25 protein-coding genes are annotated in these 26,135 nt (G+C 34.0%); 18 read left to right on the plus strand and 7 right to left on the minus strand.

Features of this window, described 5'->3' with window-relative positions; all coding sequences use genetic code 11:
- The first annotated feature begins 37 nt into the window (after positions 1–37).
- The 8 genes from trmB (at position 38) to JRC48_RS01585 (ending at position 7,867) form a co-directional block, all read left to right on the plus strand.
- Positions 38–691 carry a tRNA (guanosine(46)-N7)-methyltransferase TrmB gene (trmB, locus tag JRC48_RS01550; protein WP_235070121.1) on the plus strand — a complete coding sequence of 218 codons (654 nt, stop codon included), beginning with the start codon at positions 38–40 and terminating at the stop codon, positions 689–691.
- Positions 692–712: 21 nt separating this feature from the next.
- A complete protein-coding gene (locus JRC48_RS01555) occupies positions 713–1,228 on the plus strand; it encodes a DUF84 family protein (RefSeq protein WP_235070122.1) in 516 nt (171 codons plus the stop codon).
- Positions 1,229–1,294: 66 nt separating this feature from the next.
- Positions 1,295–2,347, plus strand: coding sequence for a hypothetical protein (locus JRC48_RS01560; protein ID WP_235070123.1), 1,053 nt, complete (start codon positions 1,295–1,297; stop codon positions 2,345–2,347).
- A gap of 12 nt (positions 2,348–2,359) precedes the next feature.
- On the plus strand, positions 2,360–2,674 hold the full coding sequence (locus JRC48_RS01565) for a thioredoxin family protein (protein WP_235070124.1): 315 nt from the start codon (positions 2,360–2,362) through the stop codon (positions 2,672–2,674).
- A gap of 120 nt (positions 2,675–2,794) precedes the next feature.
- Positions 2,795–5,473 (plus strand): DNA translocase FtsK, encoded by a 2,679-nt coding sequence (locus JRC48_RS01570; protein ID WP_235070125.1) that lies wholly within the window; start codon positions 2,795–2,797, stop codon positions 5,471–5,473.
- Positions 5,474–5,597: 124 nt separating this feature from the next.
- Positions 5,598–6,911, plus strand: a complete 1,314-nt coding sequence (gene murC, locus JRC48_RS01575) for a UDP-N-acetylmuramate--L-alanine ligase (RefSeq protein ID WP_235070126.1) — start codon at positions 5,598–5,600, stop codon at positions 6,909–6,911.
- Positions 6,912–6,937: 26 nt separating this feature from the next.
- The gene (locus JRC48_RS01580) at positions 6,938–7,222 is read left to right on the plus strand and encodes a hypothetical protein (protein WP_235070127.1); all 285 of its coding nucleotides are present in this window, start codon (positions 6,938–6,940) and stop codon (positions 7,220–7,222) included.
- Positions 7,223–7,306: 84 nt separating this feature from the next.
- Positions 7,307–7,867, plus strand: a complete 561-nt coding sequence (locus JRC48_RS01585; protein ID WP_235070128.1) for a YtxH domain-containing protein — start codon at positions 7,307–7,309, stop codon at positions 7,865–7,867.
- Between the two features lie 268 nt (positions 7,868–8,135).
- On the opposite strand, the gene JRC48_RS01590 is transcribed toward JRC48_RS01585, so the two are convergent.
- The 4 genes from JRC48_RS01590 to JRC48_RS01605 form a co-directional block, all read right to left on the minus strand.
- Positions 8,136–8,342 carry a hypothetical protein gene (locus JRC48_RS01590; RefSeq protein WP_235070129.1) on the minus strand — a complete coding sequence of 69 codons (207 nt, stop codon included), beginning with the start codon at positions 8,340–8,342 and terminating at the stop codon, positions 8,136–8,138.
- Between the two features lie 101 nt (positions 8,343–8,443).
- Positions 8,444–9,682 carry a helix-turn-helix transcriptional regulator gene (locus JRC48_RS01595; protein WP_235070130.1) on the minus strand — a complete coding sequence of 413 codons (1,239 nt, stop codon included), beginning with the start codon at positions 9,680–9,682 and terminating at the stop codon, positions 8,444–8,446.
- A 138-nt stretch (positions 9,683–9,820) separates the two neighbouring features.
- Complete coding sequence (locus JRC48_RS01600) at positions 9,821–10,831, minus strand: Mrp/NBP35 family ATP-binding protein (RefSeq protein WP_235070131.1); 1,011 nt, start codon at positions 10,829–10,831, stop codon at positions 9,821–9,823.
- A gap of 72 nt (positions 10,832–10,903) precedes the next feature.
- Positions 10,904–12,103, minus strand: a complete 1,200-nt coding sequence (locus JRC48_RS01605) for a nucleotidyltransferase (RefSeq protein WP_235070132.1) — start codon at positions 12,101–12,103, stop codon at positions 10,904–10,906.
- Positions 12,104–12,311: 208 nt separating this feature from the next.
- Here JRC48_RS01605 and JRC48_RS01610 point away from each other — a divergent pair, with 208 nt between their 5' ends.
- From JRC48_RS01610 to JRC48_RS01630, 5 genes are all read left to right on the plus strand, one after another.
- Positions 12,312–12,833: a DUF177 domain-containing protein gene (locus JRC48_RS01610; RefSeq protein WP_235070133.1), complete on the plus strand. Its 522-nt coding sequence runs from the start codon at positions 12,312–12,314 to the stop codon at positions 12,831–12,833.
- Between the two features lie 11 nt (positions 12,834–12,844).
- On the plus strand, positions 12,845–13,024 hold the full coding sequence (gene rpmF / locus JRC48_RS01615) for a 50S ribosomal protein L32 (RefSeq protein WP_006783624.1): 180 nt from the start codon (positions 12,845–12,847) through the stop codon (positions 13,022–13,024).
- A gap of 433 nt (positions 13,025–13,457) precedes the next feature.
- Positions 13,458–14,336 (plus strand): choline/ethanolamine kinase family protein, encoded by an 879-nt coding sequence (locus JRC48_RS01620; protein WP_235070134.1) that lies wholly within the window; start codon positions 13,458–13,460, stop codon positions 14,334–14,336.
- A gap of 156 nt (positions 14,337–14,492) precedes the next feature.
- Positions 14,493–15,902, plus strand: a complete 1,410-nt coding sequence (locus JRC48_RS01625) for a VanZ family protein (protein ID WP_235070135.1) — start codon at positions 14,493–14,495, stop codon at positions 15,900–15,902.
- A 288-nt stretch (positions 15,903–16,190) separates the two neighbouring features.
- Positions 16,191–16,874 carry a M15 family metallopeptidase gene (locus JRC48_RS01630; protein ID WP_235070136.1) on the plus strand — a complete coding sequence of 228 codons (684 nt, stop codon included), beginning with the start codon at positions 16,191–16,193 and terminating at the stop codon, positions 16,872–16,874.
- 278 nt (positions 16,875–17,152) lie between these two features.
- On the opposite strand, the gene JRC48_RS01635 is transcribed toward JRC48_RS01630, so the two are convergent.
- Entirely contained in the window at positions 17,153–18,103 is a 951-nt protein-coding gene (locus JRC48_RS01635) for a 4-hydroxy-3-methylbut-2-enyl diphosphate reductase (RefSeq protein ID WP_370630379.1), read from the minus strand.
- 195 nt (positions 18,104–18,298) lie between these two features.
- Between JRC48_RS01635 and JRC48_RS01640 the strand changes: the two genes are divergently transcribed.
- The gene (locus tag JRC48_RS01640) at positions 18,299–19,600 is read left to right on the plus strand and encodes a DEAD/DEAH box helicase (protein WP_235070138.1); all 1,302 of its coding nucleotides are present in this window, start codon (positions 18,299–18,301) and stop codon (positions 19,598–19,600) included.
- Between the two features lie 21 nt (positions 19,601–19,621).
- A complete protein-coding gene (locus JRC48_RS01645; protein ID WP_235070139.1) occupies positions 19,622–20,524 on the plus strand; it encodes a deoxyribonuclease IV in 903 nt (300 codons plus the stop codon).
- A gap of 25 nt (positions 20,525–20,549) precedes the next feature.
- Here JRC48_RS01645 and JRC48_RS01650 read toward each other — a convergent pair whose 3' ends face one another.
- On the minus strand, positions 20,550–20,840 hold the full coding sequence (locus tag JRC48_RS01650) for a hypothetical protein (protein WP_235070140.1): 291 nt from the start codon (positions 20,838–20,840) through the stop codon (positions 20,550–20,552).
- 223 nt (positions 20,841–21,063) lie between these two features.
- Entirely contained in the window at positions 21,064–22,161 is a 1,098-nt protein-coding gene (gene ispG, locus JRC48_RS01655; protein WP_235070141.1) for a flavodoxin-dependent (E)-4-hydroxy-3-methylbut-2-enyl-diphosphate synthase, read from the minus strand.
- 129 nt (positions 22,162–22,290) lie between these two features.
- Between ispG and JRC48_RS01660 the strand changes: the two genes are divergently transcribed.
- The 3 genes from JRC48_RS01660 (at position 22,291) to rpmG (ending at position 25,752) form a co-directional block, all read left to right on the plus strand.
- The gene (locus tag JRC48_RS01660; protein ID WP_235070142.1) at positions 22,291–22,914 is read left to right on the plus strand and encodes a superoxide dismutase; all 624 of its coding nucleotides are present in this window, start codon (positions 22,291–22,293) and stop codon (positions 22,912–22,914) included.
- Positions 22,915–23,197: 283 nt separating this feature from the next.
- Positions 23,198–25,333: a penicillin-binding protein 2 gene (locus tag JRC48_RS01665; RefSeq protein WP_235070143.1), complete on the plus strand. Its 2,136-nt coding sequence runs from the start codon at positions 23,198–23,200 to the stop codon at positions 25,331–25,333.
- A 269-nt stretch (positions 25,334–25,602) separates the two neighbouring features.
- Entirely contained in the window at positions 25,603–25,752 is a 150-nt protein-coding gene (gene rpmG / locus JRC48_RS01670; RefSeq protein WP_055242559.1) for a 50S ribosomal protein L33, read from the plus strand.
- The last annotated feature ends 383 nt before the right edge of the window (positions 25,753–26,135 follow it).

The following is a 26,135-nucleotide window of genomic DNA, read 5'->3' on the forward strand; positions in this document are numbered from 1 at the left end:
TTTAGTTTAGACATAGGAGAAAGGCAGCGGTGATCATATGCGTTTAAGAAAAGTAAAAGGTGCAGCGGAAACAATTGCAGCTCACCCTGAGATTGTTATTCCTGATGCACAAGCATTAAAAGGAAAATGGCAATCGGTATTTGAAAAGGAACAACCTTTATATATTGAAGTTGGAATGGGAAAAGGTCAATTTATTATTGGAATGGCGCAGAAAAATCCCCATCTAAACTTTATTGGAATTGAAAAATTCGATTCAGTCATGGTACGCGCGCTTGAAAAAGTGTTAGAAGCAGGAGAGTTACCAAACTTAAAATTATTAAAAATCGATGCTCAAGAGTTAACAGACATTTTTGCTGAAAATGAAGTGGAAGGTGTTTATTTAAACTTCTCAGATCCATGGCCAAAACCACGTCATGCGAAGCGTCGTTTAACACACGAAAACTTCTTAAAGTTATATGAACATATTACCATTCCAAATGGATATGTTTGTTTTAAAACAGATAATCGTTTATTATTTGAATATTCATTAGTGAGTGTCACTGAATATGGAATGGCATTACGTGATGTTGCTCTTGATTTACATCAACGAGAAGACTTAGAATGGAATGTCATGACAGAGTACGAACAAAAATTTAGTGCAAAAGGACAACCAATTTATCGATTAGAAGCACAATTTCAGACGCAAGAGTAAAAGGATATAAGGGGTAAATGGATGAAAGTTATTGTAGGTTCAACTAATCGAGTAAAAATTAATGCGGTTAAGGATGTTTTAAGTGAAATAGGGTGTGAGGTCATTGGTGTAGACGCCCCGAGTGGCGTTTCTAACCAACCCTTTAGTGATGCTGAAACAGTAGCGGGTGCTAGTCATCGTGCCGAGGCTTGTTTAGCATTTGGAGAAATAGGAATTGGTTTAGAAGCGGGTGTTGAATATTTAAATAATCAGCTATATTTAGTCAATTGGGGTGTTTTAAAAACTAGTGATCATCAATGTTTTTATGCAGGTGGAACTAGGCTACCACTACCCATTGAGTTGATTGCTCCTCTTGAAGCAGGTCAGGAATTAGGGGATGTCATTGATGCATATTCTAAGCGACAAAATGTTCGATCAAACGAAGGAGCCATCGGCATTTTAACGGCTGACTTTTTTAATCGTCAAGAGAATTTCAGTCACATTGTTCGCCTGTTATGGGGACAATATCAGTATGCCAAGCAATCGTGTCGAAAATAAAAAATTTGGTTACAATCGCTTCCTGTGGTATAATAGAGTAGATTTATACTATAAGGAGGCGATTTTTTGTCGAAAAAAACACGAGATATATCGAAACTCTCAGAAGAAATGAAACCGGCATCAAACAGTATGAAACAACATTTCATCAACTTGACAAAGTCATCTAAGCGTAAATTACACGCATTAAATATTAAAAATAAATTAAAACTAAATCAAATTAATCATCAAATTAAAAAGACGAAATATAATTCTGTGACGGATGAGTCACTATTAATCAAGAAAGCAAATGCTAGTGATTTACGTTTAATGAATCGTGTTACAACTCTTTTTAGTGGGGTTGTTATTGTAGGGTTAAGTGCAGGATTAATCTGGATGGCTCAACCCAAAATTACAGAAGCTACATTCGCTAATAAAATGCAAGAGAGTATTAATGCCGCATTTACTTATGAGGGGCAAGAAGTAAATACTAAAAATGGAACCATTGCATATCATATTCCAAGACAATTCCAATATCGTTGGTCAATTGGTGTGAACGATATCATTAAGTATAAGGATAATGAAGTTATTATGCATTATAATAATCAATATAATGTTGTAGGACAAGATCCTGAGACTTATTATTTACTACGTGATGAGAACAAAGCTGCTGGTGAAGAGGTTTTCTATCAAAACTTTAATCAAGATGGACAAAATGGTTTTGTTCAATTAGTTAAAATGACAGAAAAGTATTTACTCACTGTTTTTGTTGATGGAACTAAGTTATCAGCTATTATTGATTATGAAGAAGCGCCTTATTTAGCATATAATATGTTAATGGTTGGTCGTACGGTTGAAGTTTATGAGTCACATTCAGTTGGAACTGAATTGACGAAAAAAGAAGTCGGTGTAGAAACATCATCGGCTATGACGACAGATGAAACATTAGATTCATCTGATCACTCAAAAATCATATCTATTAATGAAAATTCATCTTCAACAGAGAGTGAAGACCAGTCTGATGAGGAGACAACATTAGAGGGGCAGCTGTCATCAGAGGAAAGTAAAGAAATCATAGAGTTTGATTTTAGTAGTGAAAAACGAAATGAAATGGCTTCTGATGGCGAATCTGAAGCCAACTAAGGAGGAACAATGATGAAAGACATTACAAGTGTAGAGCAATACCGCGAGATTATTGAAAATGAAGATGTAATCATTTTATTTACAGCTAACTGGTGTCCAGATTGTATGGTCATTAAACCATTTATGCCAAGTATTATCGAAAAATATAGTGACTATAAGTTTTATTCAATTAATCGTGATCACTTAATGGATTTATGTGTAGAGTTAGAGATTTTTGGAATTCCAAGCTTTGTTGCCTTTAAAGGTGGAAAAGAAGTGGGACGTTTTGTTAATAAAGAACGTAAAACACGTCAACAAATTGAATCTTTTATCGAATCATTAGCTTAATTATTCATTTTTAAAGAATCGTCATATTTTCATGACGATTTTTTTTTACCTTCTTGTGAAAAAAGAACTTTTTCATGTATAATTAAGAGTAAACATTTGGGTAATTTAGGGTGTGACAATATGAAAAAACGTAAAATTTTTGATATTGAGAAAGTGGGGTTTGGGGATGAAGTAGAAGTTTCACCGACACCTAAACCCGTCTCAAAAAAAGAAATACCAGTCGTGATTCAACCGGTGGAACCTTCAATTGCTAAACCGAGTGTGAATCCTCCTCAGGCCGTTTTAAGCCCAGAGGTAAATGTAAAAAAAGAACGTCAAAGTGTTACTGTTTCTAAAACAAACACATCTCGTTCGAATTCATCTTTAAATTTAACGGGGTATCGACCGGTCGAGTTTGTATCACCGATTAGTGGGCGTCGAGTGACTCAACCTAAAAGGGTACACTTAGCTCATGGACAATATGAACTTTCAACAGCCTCGCTAGTAGATGAGTTAAGTGATGAAAACGTACAAGAAACTGCTCAAATTCAAACGTCACTTAGCAATCAAGAAAATCAAATGGCGTCAGATTTAAATGAGGTATTTGATCAAATGTTAGAGGCTAAGGAGAATGAACCATCAATCTGTCCCAGTTCTACAATTGAGAATGATGTTAATGAATTGGAAGTCAATGAAACAACAGTTGATTCATCAGTATCAAATCAAACGCAAAATTTCATCGTAAAACATGAGGAAGAGATTACTCATTCATCTGATACTTTAGCCGCTTCAAATGAATTAGAGGTAGAAAAAAGAGAAGATCGATTAAGCGAGATTGTTAGTGAAGTAAAGGAACTAGCAGTGACAATTGTTGAGACAATTAATAAGTCACAAGAAGAATCGGAAGAAGATTCAACACAAAATCCAGTGATAACAAACGACGAGGAATCAGTCCAAGATTCAATGAATGAATCAAAGTCTGATGAAAAAAATATCAATCATCAGAAAGAATGCTTTGAAAACGAGCAAATCAAGGCACAAACAAATGAATTAGAAGTTGACGATGTGTTAGCGTTACTTGATGAAGAAGAGAAAGTCTCTTCAGTTTTTGATACCATTTTAAGAGACAATGAAGAACAAAATCATCAATCGTTAGAACTTGATGATGTGTTAAGCTTATTACAAGAAGAGGAGACTAAGCCATCTTTATTTGATCAATTAATATCTGAACATCAAGAGGAAAGCACAATAACTCAAGACAATGCAAGTCAGATTGAAGATGATGATTTAGATGAAGCGTTTGATCTCTCATTTGATATAGCTGATGATGAAAATTTTTGTGATGAAGTACTAGAGCAAATTCAAGTGGAAGAAGAGGAAGAAGTCGTTACCTATTATGAAACAGCTAATGTTGATTTATTAAAAGAACCACAACATTCTGAAGTGAATAATGAAGAGTGGATCGTGAGTAAAATGGAAATCTTAGAACAGACTTTTGCCGATTTTGGAGTTAAAGTTCGATTAACAGGAGATTATACTCAAGGACCAACGGTAACACAGATTGAAATTCAACCTGAATCAGGTACGAAATTAAATAAAATTATTGGCTTATCAGATGATTTAAAACTGAGTTTATCAGTGGAAGAATTGAGAATTGAGCCCATTCCAGGAAAAAATACGATTGGTGTAGAAATCCCGAATCCAACGCGTCGAATGGTTTATTTAAAGGAAATTTTATCAAAGGCTGAGTTTAGAATGCACGATAGTCCTTTATGTATTGGACTTGGACAAGATGTTTCAGGGCAACCTGTTTATGCCGATATTGCGACCATGCCACATGGTTTAATTGCAGGGCAAACAGGATCAGGAAAAAGTGTTTGTATTAATACACTACTTGTTAGTTTATTATGTAAATCAAGTCCTGAGGATGTTCGTTTAATGCTTGTTGATCCAAAACGCGTTGAGTTAGCACCATATAACAATATTCCTCATTTAATTACGCCAGTTATTTGTGATGAACGAAAAGCTGCTCAAGGATTAAAATGGGCAGTTGATGAGATGGAACGCCGCTATGAATTATTTGCTGCAAACGGGGTTCGAGACATTAAATCATTCAATGACCGACGTCATGAGTTTGAAATGAGCTATGAGAAGTTACCGTATATTTTAATTGTTATCGATGAGTTAGCGGATTTAATGATGGTTTCTGCTCAAGAAGTTGAAGACTGTATTATGCGTATTACTCAAAAAGCGCGTGCAGCGGGAATTCACTTAATTGTGGCGACTCAACGACCAACGGTTGATGTCATTACAGGAACGATTAAGTCTAATATTCCAAGCCGAATCGCTTTTGCTGTCGCCCAGGCTAATGATTCACGTGTCATTTTAGATGAAACAGGTGCACAAAACTTGCTAGGTCAAGGTGATATGTTATGGTCTTCAAGTGGCGCTAAAGTTAAGCGGGTTCAAGGAGCCTATATTTCAAGTGAAGAGATTGATGCTGTAGTTGACTTTGTCAAAAAACAAGGAAAACCAAAATATTTAATTTCTGATGAAGTTTTTCAAAGAGGAACTTCATCCATTCAAACAGATACTGATCCGTTATTAAATGATGCGATGAATTTTATTTTTGAACGTGGTCATGCAACTGTTTCCTCGCTTCAAACGAGATTGCGAATTGGTTTTAATCGTGCAGCGCGCATCATTGATACTCTTGAAATGAATGGATGGATTGGAGAGCCACAAGGTGCTCAAAAACAACGAGAAATTTTAATTTCACGAGAAGAGTTTGAAGCTTTAAAAGATCTAACTCGATTTTAAAAATTACATATTAATTAATGAAACCGCCTTTTGAGTCTGATAATGACCAAAAGGCGGTTTCCAAATAGGCGATAAATGATATAATATTATAGAAATAATAGTACGAGATAGGAGACGATTCAGAATGAGTGAAAAATATCATCTCATTGGAATAAAAGGTTCAGGGATGAGTGCATTAGCACATATTTTATACGATATGGGACATGAGGTTCAAGGATCAGATATTGAGGAAACATTGTTTACTCAAATTGGACTAGAAGCTAAAGGGATGACATTATATCCATTTGGAAAATCTAAAATGGATTCAGATATGACAGTTATTATCGGAAATGCCTTTAAAGATGATCATATTGAGGTCATTCAAGCAAAAGAAATCGGTGCAAAATGTGTTCGATATCATGATTTTTTAGGAAGTTTAGCAGGAGGATTCACTTCAATCGCTATCTCGGGAACGCATGGGAAAACGACAACAACTGGTTTATTATCACATGTTTTACGATTAAACCGTCCAACTTCTTATTTAATTGGTGATGGAACAGGTAAGGGTGTAGAAGATAGTGAATATTTTGTTTTTGAGGCGTGTGAATATCAACGTCACTTCTTAGCTTATCATCCAGATTATTCTATTATTACGAATATTGAACATGATCATCCAGACTACTTTAAAGATATTGATGATGTATTAGATGCTTTTGATACGTTTGTTAGTCAGTGTAAAAAAATGGTTATTGCTTGTGGAGACGATAAAGAAGTTAAGAAATTAAAAGCCTCGTCTAAAATTATGACTTATGGATTTGAACCATCAAATCATGTGGTTGCTACTAATGTGTTAAAAACGTCTGAAGGAACAACATTTGATGTTTTAATTAATGGGAAATTCTATCATACCTTTGTCACACCATTCTTCGGGGATCATATGATTTTAAATAGTTTAGCTGTGATTGCCGTTTGTTATTTAGAAGGATTAGAACCATCAATCGTAGAAAAAGATTTAAAACTATTTGAAGGTGTTAAGCGTCGCTTTGCACAAAAAAATTACCACGAACAAGTTATTATTGATGATTATGCGCATCATCCAACTGAAATTGCTGTCACATTAAAAGCAGTTCGTCAAAAATATCCGGATCGTGAATTGGTTGCTGTATTCCAACCACACACGTTTACACGTACTGCTGCTTTTATTAATGAGTTTGCTGAAAGCTTAAATTTAGCAGATCATATTTATTTAACAGAAATCTTTGGATCTGCACGCGAAAGTGCTGGAACGGTTAATATTCAAACATTAATTGATAAATGCCATAGTGGTCACTTTATTACAAAAGAGACAGTGGATCAATTGCATCAATATCCAACCGCTGTTGTGGTCTTTATGGGAGCAGGAGATATTAAAAAATATGAAGATGCATACACACGATTACCTTGGCGCTCAGAAGCTTAGGAGAATAGCGAAAGGATAGGGGAAAGATGCTTGTATTAGCAAATGGTATAACTTTAACATTCACATTATCAGACTTATTAATTTTAACAGCAATTGCTTGTTTAATTGTCCTGACCATTTATCTGGTTTTTACGTTAAAATCATTTATTCGTTTATTAAATGAATCAACAACATTAGTTAATGAAAGCTCAAAGATCGTTGAAAATGTTCAGGAAAAAACAAAGGTTGTTGAAGAATATGTCACAGAAGCTGTTTCAAATGGACAAGGAATTTTTAAGGCTCTTTCTTTAGTGAATCGAGTACGTCGATAAAAGTGAGATAACCATTTTCAATGACTTATAGGATGCATTAAAATGGGTAAGATATAATATATTAGAATGAAAGGTGGTTTTTTTATGAAGAAGAGAAATGTATTTGTTTTAGGAGCTGCTTTAGGAGCTGCTGCGGTTGCATTATTAACACCTAAATCAGGTAAAGAGATGCAAAAAGAGTTATTAAAAAAAGCAGATGACATTCAAACAAAACTAAAAGACGTTGAAGTTGAAGACGTTAAAGAAGCTTTTGTAAATAAGTTAGATGAAATTAAAGATGCCATTAATAATTTTGATCTAGAATCTTCAAAAGCTGATTTAGAAACAAAGGTCAATGAAATTAAGGCGAAGTTAAATGAAATGGCTGTAAGATTAGAGGAAGCAAAAGAAAACTTCAAAGATGAAGCTCAATTAGTACAAGAAGATTTAGAAGAAAACTTCACTATTGTTATTGATGCCGTTAAAGAAAACACAAAAGAAGTTTTCAAAGAAGTCAAAACAGCAGTTGCAAGTTTAGGAGATGACGCTAAATTTGTTGCATCAGATGTAGCTGATGAAATGAAAAGTATGGCTTCTGATATGGTTGAGATTGCGACAACTAAAGAACAAGATGATAGCCAATCAGAACAAAATCAAACAAAATAATAGAAACAAAAGATTGTATTTCAAGTGATCATTGATCATTTGGATACAATCTTTTTTATATATTACTGAAATACGATTTAACATTCCTCTTAGTAGAAAATTTATTCATTTGATAAGCTAGATGGCATAGGTATACTTTTAGCTTGTTTAGTTTAGCGAGAGTTGATAGATTGCTTGATCAAGTGAAAGGTCAAATTAAAGTCTAATTATCAATAAAAAGAGCTGTTTCGAAAGCGAAACAGCTCTTTTATTTATCCAGACGATGTAGTTAGTAACAACAGCAAATAGTGTAACTCGTTAATAGATATTGAGGAATCAAATTAACTTGACACGGTTTAATTAGTGATGCTAATTCATAGGCATATGTTACAACTTCCTTGATTGATGGATGATAATGAATAAACTCTTCGATGTCTGGATCATACACTCCCCATTGCTCATAAGAATAACTGTACTGAATGTATAATTCTTTCATTATATCCCTCACTTTCAAGCCAATCTATTACGATGGAGGTAAACTAATTATATAATGCTTACAAAGTTTATTTTGTCGTTTTTGCCCCAGAATAAAAAAGTTTATGATGTCTCATAAAGTTGTAAAAAGACATTTAAAGCTTCTTTATATTTTCGATTCTGTTGATAAAATTTAACTAGTTGTTTAGAAAATAAATGAATACTTTCTGTATCATGTTGTTTTTTTGCTAAGGGGAGCGCCTTTTTAAGTAGAAAAATTCGAAAGATATCCGAATTGGGATGATGAGTTAAATGATAATAGTATTGATATTTTAAGTGTTTGGGATGATTAAAATCAAAATTGTGCTGCTTTAGTTGATATAATAATTTTTTAAGCTTAATCATTTGATTGGAAGTTTCATAAAGTTGAATCAGGGATAAGAGAGGTTGTGATGGAATAGCGTGTTCTTTTATCGCCTTTAAGTACGTGTTTTCAGCTTTCTCATACTCGTGTAAAGACACATAGTAATGTCCGTAAATGGTATAAAGTTTTGGAGATTGGTGATAAGGATCTGAATAGTTTAATCGTGTTTTTAGTTTTTTTAATAAAGGATGAGCTTGAGAGAGTAAATCTTTTTTAATGTATTCGTGGCAAAGAAGTAACTCACAGTCAATCATATATTTAATCGCATAATAAGATTTAAATTGTGCTAATGCTAAATTGGTAAAATGACAAGCTTTAAAGGAATTGTTTTTCATCGAGTAGTAACTAGCTAATGAAAGATAAAGTAGCGGATCACAGAGTTGGAGTTCTTTTGCAATCGTGTAAGACAGTTGATAGTAATTTTGACTTAATTCTCCTTCATAAATTTTTTCATAGTAACGACCAAGTAGATAAAAATAAAACTGCAACTCATGAAGTGACATAAATTCACACATCTTTTGTAAGACGTCGGACTGTTCTTTAAACGATTGAAAGTTTTCGTGAAAACTTAGAAAACCTAGTTGAATTAAGTTTTGTTGATAATAAAGAGGGAGTTTATCTTTTAATTCATGAAAGCATGAAAAGTCATACTGATAAAATCGGATGCGAAAGGGTTCCAACCAATCAGTCACATCCCAAGTATCAACTACTTTAAGATCTAATTTTTTAAATAGTTTTGATAAAAGAGAAGCATTTACTTTATATTCTCCCTTTTCGATTTTAGATAAAGTTGAGGGGTCGCAAATCGTTGCTGAAACTTCATTTAAAGTTAGGTTAAGATGAAGTCGTTTATCACGGATGATGATGCCAGGATGTAAGTGAAATGCAGAAGAAAGCCGCAATTGTGTTAATTTTTTAGCAGATTGATAGTTCTTCATAAAACACCTCTTAAAGTTTTTGTCATGTATGCTTCATTCTATCATGTGAATTATTTTTCACCATATAGAAAATTTTGATTTTTATATAGATAAAAAGTAAAAAAAGAAGCAAAATCTGTGATTTTGCTTCTTTTTCATTTATTTAAGTGCTTTTAATACTTTATTTGCTAATCCTAAGTAAGCTAATCCAATTTCCTCTTCTAATGAGAAAATGGAATGCGAATTTTGAGGTTGTCCAATTGGTAAAGCAGTTAATAAATCGACACCTAGTTGAGAAGCAACTAAGTCACCGCCACCAGAACCGAAGATCGCCTCATGAGCACCGCTAACAGGATTTGTGTAATAAGACATGTTTTCAACAACACCTAAGATGTTATGTTTTAATGTTTTAGCCATATATCCTGATTTAACAGCAATATGAGAAGCGGTTGGATGAGGTGTTGTCACAACAATAACATGAGCTTCAGGAATTAGTTTTTGAATATCGATGGCCACATCACCTGTTCCAGGTGGTAAGTCAATTAACATGAACTCGATATCTGAATCCCACTCTACGTCGTTAAAGAAATGATTTAACATACGATTTAACATCGGTCCACGCCACATTAAGGGTTGATCATCTTCTAAGAAAAATTCGGTTGAAATGATAGGAATATTAAAGGCAACTGGTGGATAAATTTTATTGTTTTCAGCCATTTGGAACCCTTCTTTTTTCATTTCAAAAAGATGAGGAATACTTGGACCATAAATATCGGCATCAATAATTCCTACTTTTTTACCAAGACGTGTTAATGACACGGCTAAGTTAGCCGTAACAGTCGATTTTCCAACACCACCTTTACCAGAGGTAACCGCGATGTAAATAGGTTTCTTTTGATTATCTGACTCATCTACTTCATGAGGAAGTTCCTCGAATTGAATTTTAATGCCACGGAATTTATGGTCAATTTTAATTAATTTAGCTAATTGACGAGATAATGTTTTTTCTTCAGGTCCTTTTGTTAAACCGATGGCAAGAATAGCAGTCACCACCGACTCTTCTTCATCGACGACTAAGTGACGAATACTGTTTTGTTCACCTAATGTTTTATTTGTACTTGGATCGACTAATTGTTCGATCTCTCGTTTAATTTGATCTTTTAAAGTCATACTACTAATCTCCTTTATCATAACGGATTACTATGTGCTCATTATACACCAAAAATAAGAGTAAGGGGGTCGTTAACGCTCAAAATGTAATGGGAAATTTGAAAACTCTGAAATATTTAAATGCGTACAATGTGGTTCGGGTAAAATACAACTATAAGCGCCTGTCACGCCTTGTTCATGTTTTAGCATCGGATGTCCTTTTGCATCGAATTTACTGTAAATAGGAACGCATACTTCTTTTTTAATATGTTTTAAATACTTTTTACCAGTAGAAGTCGCTCCAAGTAATCGAATATACGGTGCACCAGTTGAAAGTTGTAATTCTTGAATGAATTCTTTAGTCGTGTGCGTTAAAATATTAGCACAAATTCGTTGAATACGAGTTCGAGTGTAGCGTTTTGTTTTTACAGCTTCAATAAACGCTTCAAAGGATGTACTTTTGATCATTGCCGAATATAGACGATTTTCAATTCCTTCTTCAACATCGTGAAACTGAGCCAAATGTTTAGGTGTCATGGTCAAAATTTTTTGTTTGAGGAAAGGAAAGTAAGTTTCCCAAGAATGATAAGTCTTTGTCTGATTGTAATGATTCATTAATATTTCTTGCACATTTTTAGGAACAAACGCTGTAAAATCTTCACCTTGTTCACGAAGATTACGAATTGAGGTAGCACTTGAAATTTGATCATGTGTAGGAATGACGTCTCGATAATCACTATGAATTCGTATTAATGTATCTGGTCGAATAGAACTGTTTAATTCACGAATGGCACGAAGATAATAAAGACCAAGTGTATTATTAGGACTTGTTCCAAGTTCAGGTTTTAAGTTGAATTCTTCTAATGCTTTGGCATGCGCCATCGGTAAACTAAGTCCTGTTTGAACCCATTTATGAATCGTTTTTTGAAAGTTATTTTCACTTGTTATGGCTTCAAGCTCTATTAATTCGTCAATATTTCCACTTTCACTACCAAAAATTAATTCATTTACGTGTAAATGTGTTAAAATAGAGACGGCTCCTTTAGCAAAGAGGTCAGCATGTTGGCAACTATAAGCATAAGGAAGTTCGACCACAAGGTCAGCACCGTTAGCGAGTGCCATTTTAGTGCGATCCCATTTGTTAAGGATCGTTGGTTCACCACGTTGAGTAAAGTGTCCGCTCATAACAACAATTAAAACATCTGCATTTGATTGCTTTACGCTTTGAGTTAGATGATATAAATGACCGTTATGAAATGGATTATACTCGACAATTAAACCTGTTGCTTTCATCGTATCACCTTCCTATTTATTATTATATCAAAGATGCATCGATATTAATATCCGTGTTGGTTATATTAAAGAAAGAGTCAGTTGTGAACTGAAAGATAAAAAAATAAATAAGATTACACGTCTTTTTGTTGAATATTATCAACTGACTTGTTGACAATGTAATAAAAAGTATGTATAATGTAGTCTGTTGCAATTAGAGGTGATTGTGATGAAATGGGCGATTGCTCAACTGATAAAACAAGGTTCAAAAGTGTTTGAAATTGACGAATTAGTTGATTTTTCAGACATTGTGAACGCACATGATGAAATTCGTAAATTGTCAAAAGTTAAAGTGACAGGAACAGGACAACTTCAAGGTAAAAAAGTTATGTTTAACCTTCATATGGAAGGAACAATGACATTAGCTTGTGCCTTAACGCTTGATGATGTAGAATACCCATTTGAATATGACTCTGTTGAAGTGTTTGTTTTAGATGCGGATTTATATGATGAAGCAGAAGATGAATATCTTGTAACTGGAACAACTGTTGAACTTGCACCGGTTATTTGGCAAAATATTTTGCTACAAAAACCTTTACGTGTTGTAAAAGAAGGTGCTTACGAAGAAATGAAGAAAAAAGGAATCGAATTTGAAACGGAAGAAGATTTTGAGGAATCAGAAGCTGCTCCAAAAGTCGATCCACGATTAGCAGTTTTATCAAAATTGCTAAATGATACTCAAGATAACTAGGAGGTGTCAAAATGGCTGTACCACAAAGAAGAACATCTAAAACTGCAAAGCGTAAACGTCGTACTCACTTCAAATTAGAAGTACCAGGTATGGTAGCTTGCCCACAATGTGGAGAAATGAAATTATCTCACCGTGTATGCGGAACTTGCGGAACTTACAAAGGACGCGAAGTAGTTAAAACTGAAGAATAATACTTTGTTAATGGGCCCATTAATAAAGGTTAGCTAGCCAGAGCATTTTGCTCTGGCTTTTTTAGTTTTCATTACTTAAATTGAACTATTCCTTTAAAAGAAGTCTCGTGCTAATGCTGTAAAAAGATGCAATCTCAACTAAATCAAACATTTAAAAGAGAGGTAATGAAAAGAGCGATCAATATCGTTTTTTTTATCAACTATGTATTAAATTAGCCATGAGAGTCAAAAAGAAGTTGGCTTTTAAAAATCTCCAATACTTTAGTTTATCGATAAGAAATTACTATGTATCCTATTGAAATATTAATTTATATTGTATCGATACAATTCGAAACAACCATACAATTTTTAAAAACTGTATTGATTGAGTGGTTTATTTTATGAAATTTTATGATATAATAAGAGCAAATTATTACGTTTAGGAGTGAGAGTTATGGAAAATATTATAAAATCTGTTACAGCTCAAGCATTAGGGGTTTATGAAGACGAGGTAAAGATTGATTACCGATTAATGGGGGGAATGTCAAATCTAATGTATGTTATTGAGATCCGTGCTGAAAAGTATACCTTTCGTATTCCAGGAAAGAATGCAGAAATGTTCGTTAATCGTGAGGAAGAGTTAGCAAACATTGAGATTGTTGACGAGCTAAAACTGAATAATGAAATGATTTATTTTGATACCCAAACGGGATATAAAATTTCAAAATTTGTAGAGGGAACTCCTTTAAGTGAGGTTGAAAATCCGGAGCCTTATTTAGAAGAAGTTGCTAAAGTATTGCATGTTTTACACGAGTCAGGATTAAATGCCCACGATGATTATCGACCATATGATCGATTAACTGCCTATGAAAAATTAGTGACTGATTTCTCGTATCAACATGAAAAAAAATATTTTACTTTAAAAGAATTATTTTTAAGCCAGCGTGAATTTTTAGATCAATTTCCAAAAGTTATTTGTCATAATGATAGCCAAATTTCAAATATGGTAGTGGAAGGAGACCAAACCTATTTATTAGATTGGGAGTTTACAGGGAATAATGATCCGATGTATGATGTAGCATGTGTCGGAAATAAAGAATTCGAGTTAGCTTTAAAATTCTTACCGATTTACTTAGGGCGTGAACCTGAAGTCCAAGAATTTAGACGTTTATACTTATGGCGTGCTTTCCAATGCTTACAGTGGCATAATGTCGCTTTATATAAAGATTTAATTGGCTTAAGTCAAGACTTACAGTTAGATTTTAAACTGATTGCATCTGCTTATTTAACTAAGGCAGAGCAGTTTTTAACACAGGCGGATCAATTCAAATAATCAATGAAAAAGAGCTTAGACATTGTTCTAAGCTCTTTTATGTTTTCTGATATATAGCGTTTTAGGTATTTGGAATTTTGTTTTTTTTTATTTAAATGAAAATTTTGTTATGTTATAATGGAAAAAAGTTGAAATTGTAACATTAGGGGTGAAAGGATGAGGCTTTCAGAAATTATTGGCATGGGACAGGCATATTTATTTCAAGCGCTCATTTTAGTTGGAGGAATCGGACTATGTTTTCTTTTAGCATACGTCTTTATCTATAAAAAAGCAATGAAGGGAGATAAACGCTTATCTAAAAAAATGTTATTATTAGCTGTTATCTTTACTTGCTATTTGTTTGTCGTGCTAGGAGCTACTTTAGGAAGAGGGGCTTACTATGAAGCTCAAATTCATTGGCATCCATTTAGCTCTTACAAAGAGGCGTGGAATAATTTTTCCATTATTGAGTGGCGAAACATTATTTTAAATATCTTCATGTTTATTCCGCTTGGTTTTTTACTTCCGTTTTTCGGAGGATTTTTTCGAAAAGCGTGGGTTACTTATTTAATTGGTTTTCTTTTTACTTTACTCATTGAAAGTGTTCAGTTTTTAACTCAAAGAGGGATTTTTGAAATAGATGATTTAATTAATAACACCGTCGGATGTATGATTGGTTATGGGATGTTTAGTTTATGCTCATTTGGTTATCAGTGGTTTAAAGGTCATAAGCCATCGCTGATTCGAACTATAGTGCGACAGCTTCCATTAGTTATGACGGTGACTTTGTTTAGTTTTATTTTTTATACGTATCATAAACAAGAGTTTGGAAATTTAAGTAGTACTCCTGTTTACCAGGTGAAAATGCCAACGATTATGTTAAATGATGAGATAACCTTATCGACTGATCGCGATGAAGTAATGGTATATGCATCAAAAGTTGGAACAAAAGAAGAAACATTACAGGTTGCTAATGAATGGTTTTCTTATGTTGGGGCAACCGTTGATGAAAGTCAAACAAATCCATATGATGAAGCTATCATTTATTATTCATCCGATCAAAGTCATTCTATTTGGGTATATTTTTCAGGGTTAGAGATTTGGTTTCATGACTGGACTCAGTCGGAACATCCAGTGCAAAGTGGATTTTCACTAGAAGAAGTAGCCGAAATTTTAGAGTCCTATGGCGTTCAGTTGCCTAAAGAGACGACCTTTGTAGATGCAGGAGATGGGGATTATCTCATAGAGGCGAACTTAAGTGAATTAGACGGTGTGTACATGGATGGGATCATTCGCTGTACGTTAACGAAAGATAAGAAAATTGAATCGATTCATCACGAGATGACGCCGTTTTATCAATTCAAAAAGGTGAACCTTTTATCTGAACAAGAAGCATATTTACAGTTAATAGAAGGAAAGATTCATCATCGTTATATTAAAAATTTAAGTCTTGACGATCCAATTGAGATTAAGGAGATCACTTTACAATATGAAAAAGACTCAAAAGGATATTATCAACCTGTTTATCAATTTAATGGGTTAAGCAATCAGCAAGAAGTCACGATAATCATTCCAGCTATTCAGTAAGTGAATCGTCAATAGTAGCGTCATTAAAAAACCACAACTCTTTGATAGGAGTTGTGGTTTTTATATAAAAACACCTCAAAAAATAATCATTTAATAGTTTTTCGGTTACTAACTCATCACGAAGAAACTGAGTGTCACAAGGAAGGTTTAATATAGAAATCAACCGATTTAGTGACAATAACATGAGTCGTAAGAGGTTTAGTCCACTTATTTAAACGGATTATCTGACGCAGTTGACATAATTTCAAAGCATTTGTTGTAAACTGTAAGTAGGAAGGTGGGATCTAGATGATGATTGAGGTCATGCTTAGCTTACAGACAGTTTATCAGTTGAATGACAAGTCAAATCTCATGTGTTTAGTTGATCCTTTCGTTAGTATACAAGAGAAGGAGGGAATTGAAATGGGGTGTTTTCGAGCTATTTCATTAGTTGAGAAATATGGGGATCAACTTGAGCAACAAGTTCCACTCGATTCAACGATTATTTCATATGAGGAGTTAAAATATTTGACGGTTTTACATCATGGATATGATGGATTCGTTCATGTAGGAGAGTTAATTGTCAATGCGAGTCTAGCAGATGAAGTGCTTGAAATTTTTAAAGAACTTTACTTAATGGGATATCCTATCGAGAAGATGAAAGTGATGAGTTGTTATGACGGTTCGGATACGTTATCAATGGAAGATAACAATAGTAGTGCCTTTAATTTTCGCTATATGACAGATGGTAAGAAATTATCATACCATGCGTATGGACTTGCGATTGACTTAAATCCTAAAGTAAATCCCTATGTAAAAGAAGAGTTAGTTTTACCGGTAAACGGGAAAGACTATGTTGATCGTGATCAATGTGTACTTGGTCTCATAAAAAAAAATGATGCAGTATATCAGTTGTTTAAACGTTATGGTTGGACGTGGGGAGGAGATTGGACGAGCTTAAAAGATTATCAACATTTTGAAAAGCCGTTATAAAAAATCCAGAATGAATCTGGATTTTTTAATGCCTTATTTTCACCAAGAAAAAAAGTTGTAATGATCTAAAAATAAGTTAGTTTTAATCACTGTTTGTTGTTTTTGAATCTTAAGTGTGACACATAAAAAAGCTCATAAATAAAATCTTTGTTAAACAGTGACGTTATCACATCAAATTCTTAACAAGGAGATTTATTTATGAGTTTATGTTTTTATAAAAATGATTGGGTTACGTTTGCAAGTCATTCATTATAAAAAAAATCCAGGATTCCTGGATTTTATTTGCGTTTAAATAAAACTTTATCAGAAGTAATACGAGATGTTTGATCCCAAGTACTTGGATCATTTTTATCATAGGCTTCTAAAAAGTCAATGACTTCTTTCGTAATTGGAGTTGGGGTAGAAGCCCCTGCTGTAACTGCAACTGTTTCAATACCGTTTAACCACTCAAGGTTAATATCTTCCACTGATGCAATACGATATGATGGGGTATTGGCACGTTCTAATGAGATTTGTGATAAACGTGCGGTATTATTACTATGTGGATCTCCAACTACAAGCGTTAAATCAGCTTCACCTGCTTGGCTAGCGACTGCTTCTTGACGAACTTGAGTTGCATTACAAATTTCTTTAATAAATTGCGCTTTTGGGAATTTTTCTTGGATTTTTTGCGATAATGAATATACATCCCATAAACTCATGGTGGTTTGATTAGTAATAATAATTTTATCATTCGTCAGATGTAAGTGTTCTAAATCATCTATTTTAGAGATTAAGTGAATATGATGAGCATCAACACCAAGAGAACCTTCTGTTTCGGGATGACCTTTTTTACCGATGTAAATCACATCATAACCGGCATCGATATGTTCTTTCATTAACGTATGCGTTTTAATGACATCTTTACAGCTGGCATCGATAATGGTTAATCCTTTGTTCATCGCTTTTTGTTTAACCTTTGGTGAAATACCGTGAGCGGTAAAAATAACCGTTCCACTCTCGATTTGATCGAGTAATTCATCACGTGTTTTTGATTTATTATCAAGAGTAATAACTCCTAACTGATCAATGGCTTTAGTAATATGTTCGTTATGAACAATCATCCCTAACACATAAATGGGACGAGGTAATGAGGGATCAAGTGCGGCATCTTGCACAATATTTAAGGCACTGATGACACCTTGGCAGTACCCACGAGGAGCGATTTTAATAACTTTCAATGAACTCACCTCTGTTTCTATTTTGGAACTATTATATCATATTTCGGCGATTATCTCCTAATAATAAAGAATAGAGGTTGAATTTGGTCACTGATATTTGGTAAGATAGAATTTGTGCGTCAAAAGGAATTTGCAAAAATAACGAGAATGATGTCGTTAAGTTTGATAAAGTTAGTTATACTAACCATTGAAGGAGTGGTATTCATGTCTGTACGTTTTCAAGATTTAAATATAAAACCATATTTAAAAGCAGCAGTTGCTGATTTACATTTTGAAACTTTAACACAAATCCAAGAAGAGGTTATGCCTTTAGCATTAAAGAGAAAAGATATTATTGGACAATCTCAAACAGGAAGCGGGAAAACGCATGCTTTCTTAATTCCTATTTTTGAGGGATTAGATGAAGAGTTACATCAAGTTCAAGCGGTCATTACAACGCCAACTCGTGAGTTAGCTGAACAAATTTATAATGTAGCGATGCAATTAGCATCATTTTGTGATAAACCAATTAAAATTGGCCGTTACGTAGGTGGAACGGATAAACATAAAACAATTGAGAAATTAGGAACACAACCACAAATTGTTATTGGAACACCAGGGCGAATTAAAGACTTAGCGATTAATGAACGTGTTTTATTAGTTCACACAGCTAAAATGTTTGTGGTGGATGAAGCTGATATGACGCTTGAAACAGGATTCTTAACAGATATCGATCAAATTGCAGGAACAATGGGGCGTGACCTACAAATGATGGTGTTCTCTGCAACAATTCCTCAAGCATTAAAGCCATTTTTGAAAAAATATATGGCAGCTCCAACACATGTTCATATTCAACCTCGTCAACAAACAGCGGTGAAGATTGAACATATTTTATATCCAACGAAGCACCGTAGTCGTGTGAATATTGTGGCTAACATTTTAAAAGCCTTAAATCCATATTTAGCAATTATCTTTGTTAATACAAAACAACATGCGACAGAAGTTTCAAATGCCTTACTTTCACAAGGATTCCGTGTGGGACAAATTCATGGGGATTTAACACCACGTCAACGTCGTCAAATGATGCAACGTATTCGTAACTTAGAATTCCAATACATTGTAGCAACGGATATTGCGGCACGCGGAATTGATATTGAAGGGGTTAGTCATGTTATTAACTACGAACTTCCTCAAGATCTAGAGTTTTACATTCATCGTGTTGGGCGTACCGCACGTGGAAATTATGATGGAATCGCGATTACTTTATACGATTCATCAGATGAAGAAATCTTACAACAATTAGAAGAACGTGGAATTACTTTTAACTATCGTGAAGTTAAAAATGGTGAGTTAGTATCAGTTAATGCACGTAATTCACGTCAAAAACGTGTGAAAAAAGAAAATGAAATTGATCAAATTGCTAAATCAAAAGTTCGTAAACCGAAAAAAGTAACACCAGGTTATAAAAAGAAAATGAAAGCTCAAATGGAGCAAGTGAAGCGTCAAGAGCGTCGTAAACGTAAATAATTGAAAGCTAGGTGAGAAGTGATGTTAAAGATTGGGTCTCATGTTGGAATGGCAGGAAAAGAGATGCTACTAGGAGCTGCGAAAGAAGCGGCTTCTTATGGAGCAAATACATTTATGATTTATACAGGTGCGCCACAAAACACGCGTCGAAAACCGATTGAGGAGTTAAATATTGAAGCAGGTTGGAAGTATATGAATGAACATGGACTTTCAGATATTGTTGTTCATGCGCCATACATTATTAACTTAGCTAATACGGTTAAGCCAGAAACATTTGAGTTAGCTGTTGAGTTTTTAGCAAAAGAAATCGAACGTTCAGAAGCACTTCGTGCCTATACTTTAGTACTTCATCCAGGGGCTCATGTTGGTGCTGGAGCAGAAGCGGGACTTCAAAAGATTGTAGAAGGATTAAACACCGTCTTAACTAAAGATACAAACATCACGGTTGCTTTAGAAACAATGGCCGGAAAAGGAACGGAAGTTGGACGTAGCTTCGAAGAGTTAGCCTATATTTTTGATCACGTTACTCATAACGATAAGCTACGCGTTTGTTTTGATACTTGTCACGTTCATGATGCAGGGTACGACATTGTGAATGATTTTGGTGGCATTTTAGAGTCTTTTGATCGTTTAATTGGAAAAAAACAAATATCTGCGTTTCATATTAACGACAGTAAAAATATAAGTGGTGCTAAAAAAGATCGTCATGAAAATATCGGTTTTGGGGAAATCGGGTTCGAAGCTTTAAAATACATTATGTATCATGAAGATTTTAAAGACGTTCCTAAGATTTTAGAAACCCCTTATGTTAGTGTAGGAGAAGATTCAAAAGATAAGGTCCCACCTTATAAACAAGAAATTGAAATGTTTAAAAAAGGGGAGTTTAATCCTCAAAATTTAGAGCGTATTTTAGGTCGTCTATAATAAAAATAACCATCTATTAAGATGGTTATTTTTTATTAAAAATGACATTACGTTTAATCGACGTAATGAGTTCGTTGTACTTAGATATATTAGATGAATTAAGGTGTGTGCATAATTGGTCGGGTTTTAAAGATAAAGAACTTTCGTCCATCACTTCATCCCAGTGATGACTTAAAAGATGATGAAAGCACTCTAAATCGTTAGAATCGATTCGTAAGTCATTTTTAACATTTAATAAGTTTAGCTCTTCAATGGTAAGTTGCATTAAGGTTGCTTTCAGTAGCTCATACATAGCGATTCCCCCTTTTGCAATCATGAGCGGTACTCACTTATACTATGAATTCTATGGTAAAACGTTCTAAAAAATGAGTAACTTTTTCAAATACACCGGTTACGGATAGAAAAAAAGAGGATTTTATGGGAGTTATGGTCATGAATGAAGTAAGTGATGATTGAAAAAATGTGCAATAAGCTTTCTGAAAAAAGTTCATGTTGTTAAGTTAGCAATTTGATGGTACATAATATAAAAAACGAGAACATTAATCTTCTCGTTTTTCTTTTGACTCGCGTTCTTTAATTAGTAATTGAATTTCTTCAACCAGTGTATCAAACATTTGATCTTCAGGTACTTTACGAATGATTTCTCCGTTTTTAATTAGTAATCCTTCACCACGACCACCAGCAATTCCAATATCAGCATTTTTAGCTTCTCCTGGACCGTTGACTGCACATCCCATGACTGCGACATGAATATCGTGTGGAATAGTTGTTAAATAATCTTCTACACGTTGTGCTAATGGAATCAGGTTATATTGAATACGTCCGCATGTTGGACATGAAATTAAGGTTGCAGCATTTTTAATTAAACCAAAGTTTTTTAAAATTTCACGAGCGACTTTAATTTCTTCTACCGGATCGGCACTTAATGAGACGCGCATCGTATTTCCAATGCCTTGATTTAATAAAATTCCAAGACCAATTGCACTTTTAATCGTTCCTGAGAACACAGTTCCCGCTTCTGTAATTCCTAAGTGTAGTGGATATTTAAATGTTTGAGCAGCTAATTCGTAAGCTTTAATCGCTAACTCAGTATCTGACGCTTTTAAAGAAATAATGATGTCTTCAAATCCAAGCTCTTCTAAAATTTGCACATGGAATTTTGCACTTTCAACCATTCCTTCAGGTGTTGGTTTTTTGTATTTTTGTAAAATATGTTTTTCAAGTGAACCAGCGTTCACTCCAATACGAATAGCGACTTGGTTAGCCTTAGCTGCCTCCACGACTTGACGAACTTTTTCAACATTACCAATATTTCCTGGATTGATACGGATTTTATCAACACCTGCTTCAATAGCCTTTAGTGCTAAGCGATAATCAAAATGAATATCAACGACTAAAGGAATCGAAATTTTTGATTTAATTTCCTTTAAAGCTGCTGCATCCGTTTCATCTAAACAAGCGACACGAACGAGTTGACATCCAGCTTCAGCTAGACGATTAATTTGTTCGACTGTTCCTTCAATATCATGTGTTTTTGTTGTGGTCATACTTTGAATAATGACTTCGTTAGCACCACCAATATATAAATTCCCAACTTTAACACGTTTTGTATTGGTACGATGTGTTATGTTTGACATCGATCTTTCACCCCACAATTTAGCTTATTTTGTAATAAAATGCGACAAGGGCATATATACCCGTCTTTAATTATATAATAATTTTGAGGGGTTTCAACTATAATACCCGAATTAAAGGAGCGGATTACTATGACAGGTTACACTTTACCATCATTACCTTATGCTTATAATGCACTTGAGCCAATTATCGATACACAAACGGTAGAAATTCATCATACAAAGCATCATAAAGCATATCTTGATAAATTAAATGATTTAGTTAAACGATATCCATCGTTTTTCGAGGGGAAAAGTATTGAAGAGATTTTAAGTCAACCAGAAACGATTCCAGCAGACATCCGTCAAGATGTTATTAATCAAGGGGGAGGGTATGTTAACCATAATTTATACTTCTGTAGCCTTTCTCCAAATGGTGGTGGGGCACCACACGGAAAATTAGCAGAAGAGATCAATAAAGCCTTTGGTAGCTTTGATCGAATGAAGCAATTATTAAGTGAAGCAGCTGTTGGACAATTTGGTTCAGGTTACGGTTGGTTAGTTTTAAATGATAAAAAAGAATTACAAATCATTAAAGCTCCAAATCAAGAATCACCTTTAAGCACAGGTTATCAACCATTATTAAATATTGATGTTTGGGAACATGCTTACTACTTAAAATATCAAAATCGTCGCCCTGAGTATGTAAGTGCCATTTTTGATGTGATTAACTGGGATGAAGTTGAACATCGTTATGAAGAAGCACTAAATAAATAAACAAAAAGCTGGTTTATTATTTTAAGCCAGCTTTTTTTGTCTTTTCTGCAAAGAAAAGACAAGGAAGCGTTCATAAATGGAATAGCTAACTTTAGGCTTAAATTTTGGAAGAAGTTTAAAATAAGTAGTAATCAAATGAAGCGTGATGAAATAAATTCATTTTAACGCAACATCTTGTTATAAAATTGACATAATAAGAGTAGTTTTTACATAAAAAATTCAATTTGCTCCTTTTGAAGTGTGATATAATAGGTGAGAAGTTAGAGTGGAAAGGTGTAGAATCATGCTAGATAAGTTATTAAAGCTAATTAAATCATTAGTTTTTAGAATAAATGTATTAAAGGCAGTTTGCCTCATTTTATTTTTAGTGGTTATTTTTCGACTATATGCGATTCAAGTGACCTATTCGTCGGATTATCAAGCATTCATCGATCGGACCTCAACCATTGCGTTACAAAAAAATGTGCCTCGAGGGGTGATTTATGATCGAAATCGTGCGGTCTTAGTGGATAATCAGGCGGTTAATACGATTACCTATCAATTATATTCAGGAGTTAGTTCATCAGAGATGAAAGAAATCGCTGGAAAATTAGCCGATTTAATTGAGGTAGAATTTGATAAATTAACGTCCCGAGATTTAAAGGACCTTTACATTGAAATATTTCCCGAAGACGCAAAAGCCTTATTAACGGAGCAGGAACAAAAAGAATTAGCTTCGGACAATGATGCCTATTATCAACTTCAACTTAGCCGAATTACGGAAGAACACTTAAATCAGTTAACAGATCATGACAAAGAAACACACGCTATCTTTATTAAAATGAATAAAGGAACCAATTTAACCTCAAATATTGTTAAACAAGGGGCAACTGAAGAAGAAATTGCCGTTGTTAATGAGCACCTTGAAGAGATGCCAGGTGTTAATACAGATGTTGACTGGAACCGAACGTATCCAAGTGTTGCCCAGTGGCATCCTATCTACGGGAGGGTCTCAACTTATGAACAAGGACTTCCTGCAACATCATCAGGATATTATCTTGCGCATGATTATCAATCCAATGATCGTGTAGGGCTATCTCAGTTAGAATATTATTATGAAGATTTACTTCGAGGATATAAGTCTCAATACGTTTTAACAAAGGAAAATGAGGTTTCAAGCTATGATGAAATCTATGAAGGACAACGTGGATATGAGATGGTACTAACGATTGATGCTGATTTACAAGCAGCTGTCAATCAAATTGTAGAAGAAGAAATGCTCAGTGCTAAAAAGAATTCATCTACGACTAAGTATTTACGTGAAGCGTATATTGTTATGACTAATCCTAATACAGGAGAAATCTTAGCAATGACTGGACGTATTATTGAATGGGATGACGAGAAGAAAGAGTATGTCTTTACTGATAATTCATTAGGAACATTCCAAAACTCTTTTACGATGGGATCGGTTGTAAAAGGTGCTACCCTCCTTGCTGGATATAATGCAAATGCAACAACGCTTGGGCAAGTTCGTTTGGATGAAAAAATGTCATTTAAAGGTGGATTAATCAAAGGTTCTTGGAAGGTTATGGGGAACATTAATGATATTACAGCGTTAACGCAATCAAGTAACGTCTACTTTTTTAAGCAAACGATGTCATTAGCAGGAGGCGTTAATTATTACGCTGGAATGCCACTCGTTTTAGATTTAGATGTCTTTGATTATTATCGTTCGTTCTTTAACCAGTTTGGTTTAGGGGTTGCAACAGGAATCGATTTACCAAATGAATCAACAGGACTGATTGAATCTCAACGCACCTCAGGAAAATTACTTGACTTTTCGATCGGTCAAGCTGATATTTACACCACGATGCAACTTGTTCAATATGGCTCAACCATTGCAACAAATGGTAAACGTTTTGCCCCGACATTAGTGAAAGAAATTTACTTACCTTCTAATGAGGAGGTCGATGGAAAACAATTGCTCGAAGGGTTTACACCAAGACTATTAAATGTTGTCGATCTTAATGAAAAACACTTAGAACAGGTGAAAAAAGGTTTTGTAGGCGCCCTACAATCAAGTAACGGAACCGGGTATTCGGTGTTTGCAAAAGCAACCTATAATCCAGCTGGAAAAACAGGAACGGCAGAAGAGTATGCACGTGATGAAGAAGGAAAGTACATGAGAGATAGTAATGGTGAGTTAATAGAAGTGCATAATCGTACCCTTATTGCCTATGCTCCAGCAGATAGCCCAGAGATTGCAATTTCCGTTGTTGTTCCTCAAGGTGAATTAACGACTCAATCACATCCAATTTCATTAAATATTGGTCAACGTTCAATGCAAGCTTATTTTGACTTGAAAAAGGAACGAGCAGAAGCTGAAAAAACAGAAACAGAAAATGCTGATTCGACAATTCCAGTCAGTCAGGAAGAATAGAATAAGAAAAAATTAGATTTTATGCATAATAAAGGTAAAAATAGTTATCCTATTAAAAGGAATCACGATCTTACTCTTATTTTTAGCAATAAGAGTGTCGTTTAGTTAAAAATAACACTTGAGCTACGCAGCAGCATTTGTTATAATTTTTACACATCATATTAAACAACAAAGAATTACTTTATAGTACAAAATGATAAAAAAAACTTTGTTTTTTATACTCTCTCATGCTATAATGTAGAAGTTGTTATTAGATTGGAGGGATTTTAGTGCGAGTAAATCTTACATTAAAATGTACAGTTTGCGGTGAAGAAAACTACATTTCTAAAAAAAATAAACGTAATAACCCAGAACGTCTTGAGATGAATAAATACTGCCCACGTTGCCGTAAATCAACTGCTCATCGCGAGAAAAAATAAGGAATACTTCCTTTTTATAAATCCTGTTATCCAACAGGATTTTTTTTATACCTTTCTATCTATTTTCAACTTGCTCAAATAACAAAGATCAATTTGGTTCAAAAAAAGAAATGCAGTGTTTATCAAATAACATCAATAAAAAGTTAATCGATAAAGATCAGTGATCGAAAAGTTTTAACGATTAAAGGAGTCACCTAATCAAAATTGACTATAAATTTATCATTTAAAGGCTAAATACCTTTTTAAAATACTGACTTTTAGTATTTAAATTACAATGATTACACTTTCAAGGTTATGAAAGTGTTTTTTTACATTTTTCGAGTCATATTGTTTGTGAAAAATTTTATTATGGTATATAATTGAAATTGAAATAAGGACACATA

Origin of the sequence: Turicibacter sp. TJ11, assembly GCF_021497505.1 — a bacterium.
Taxonomy (GTDB): domain Bacteria; phylum Bacillota_I; class Bacilli_A; order MOL361; family Turicibacteraceae; genus Turicibacter.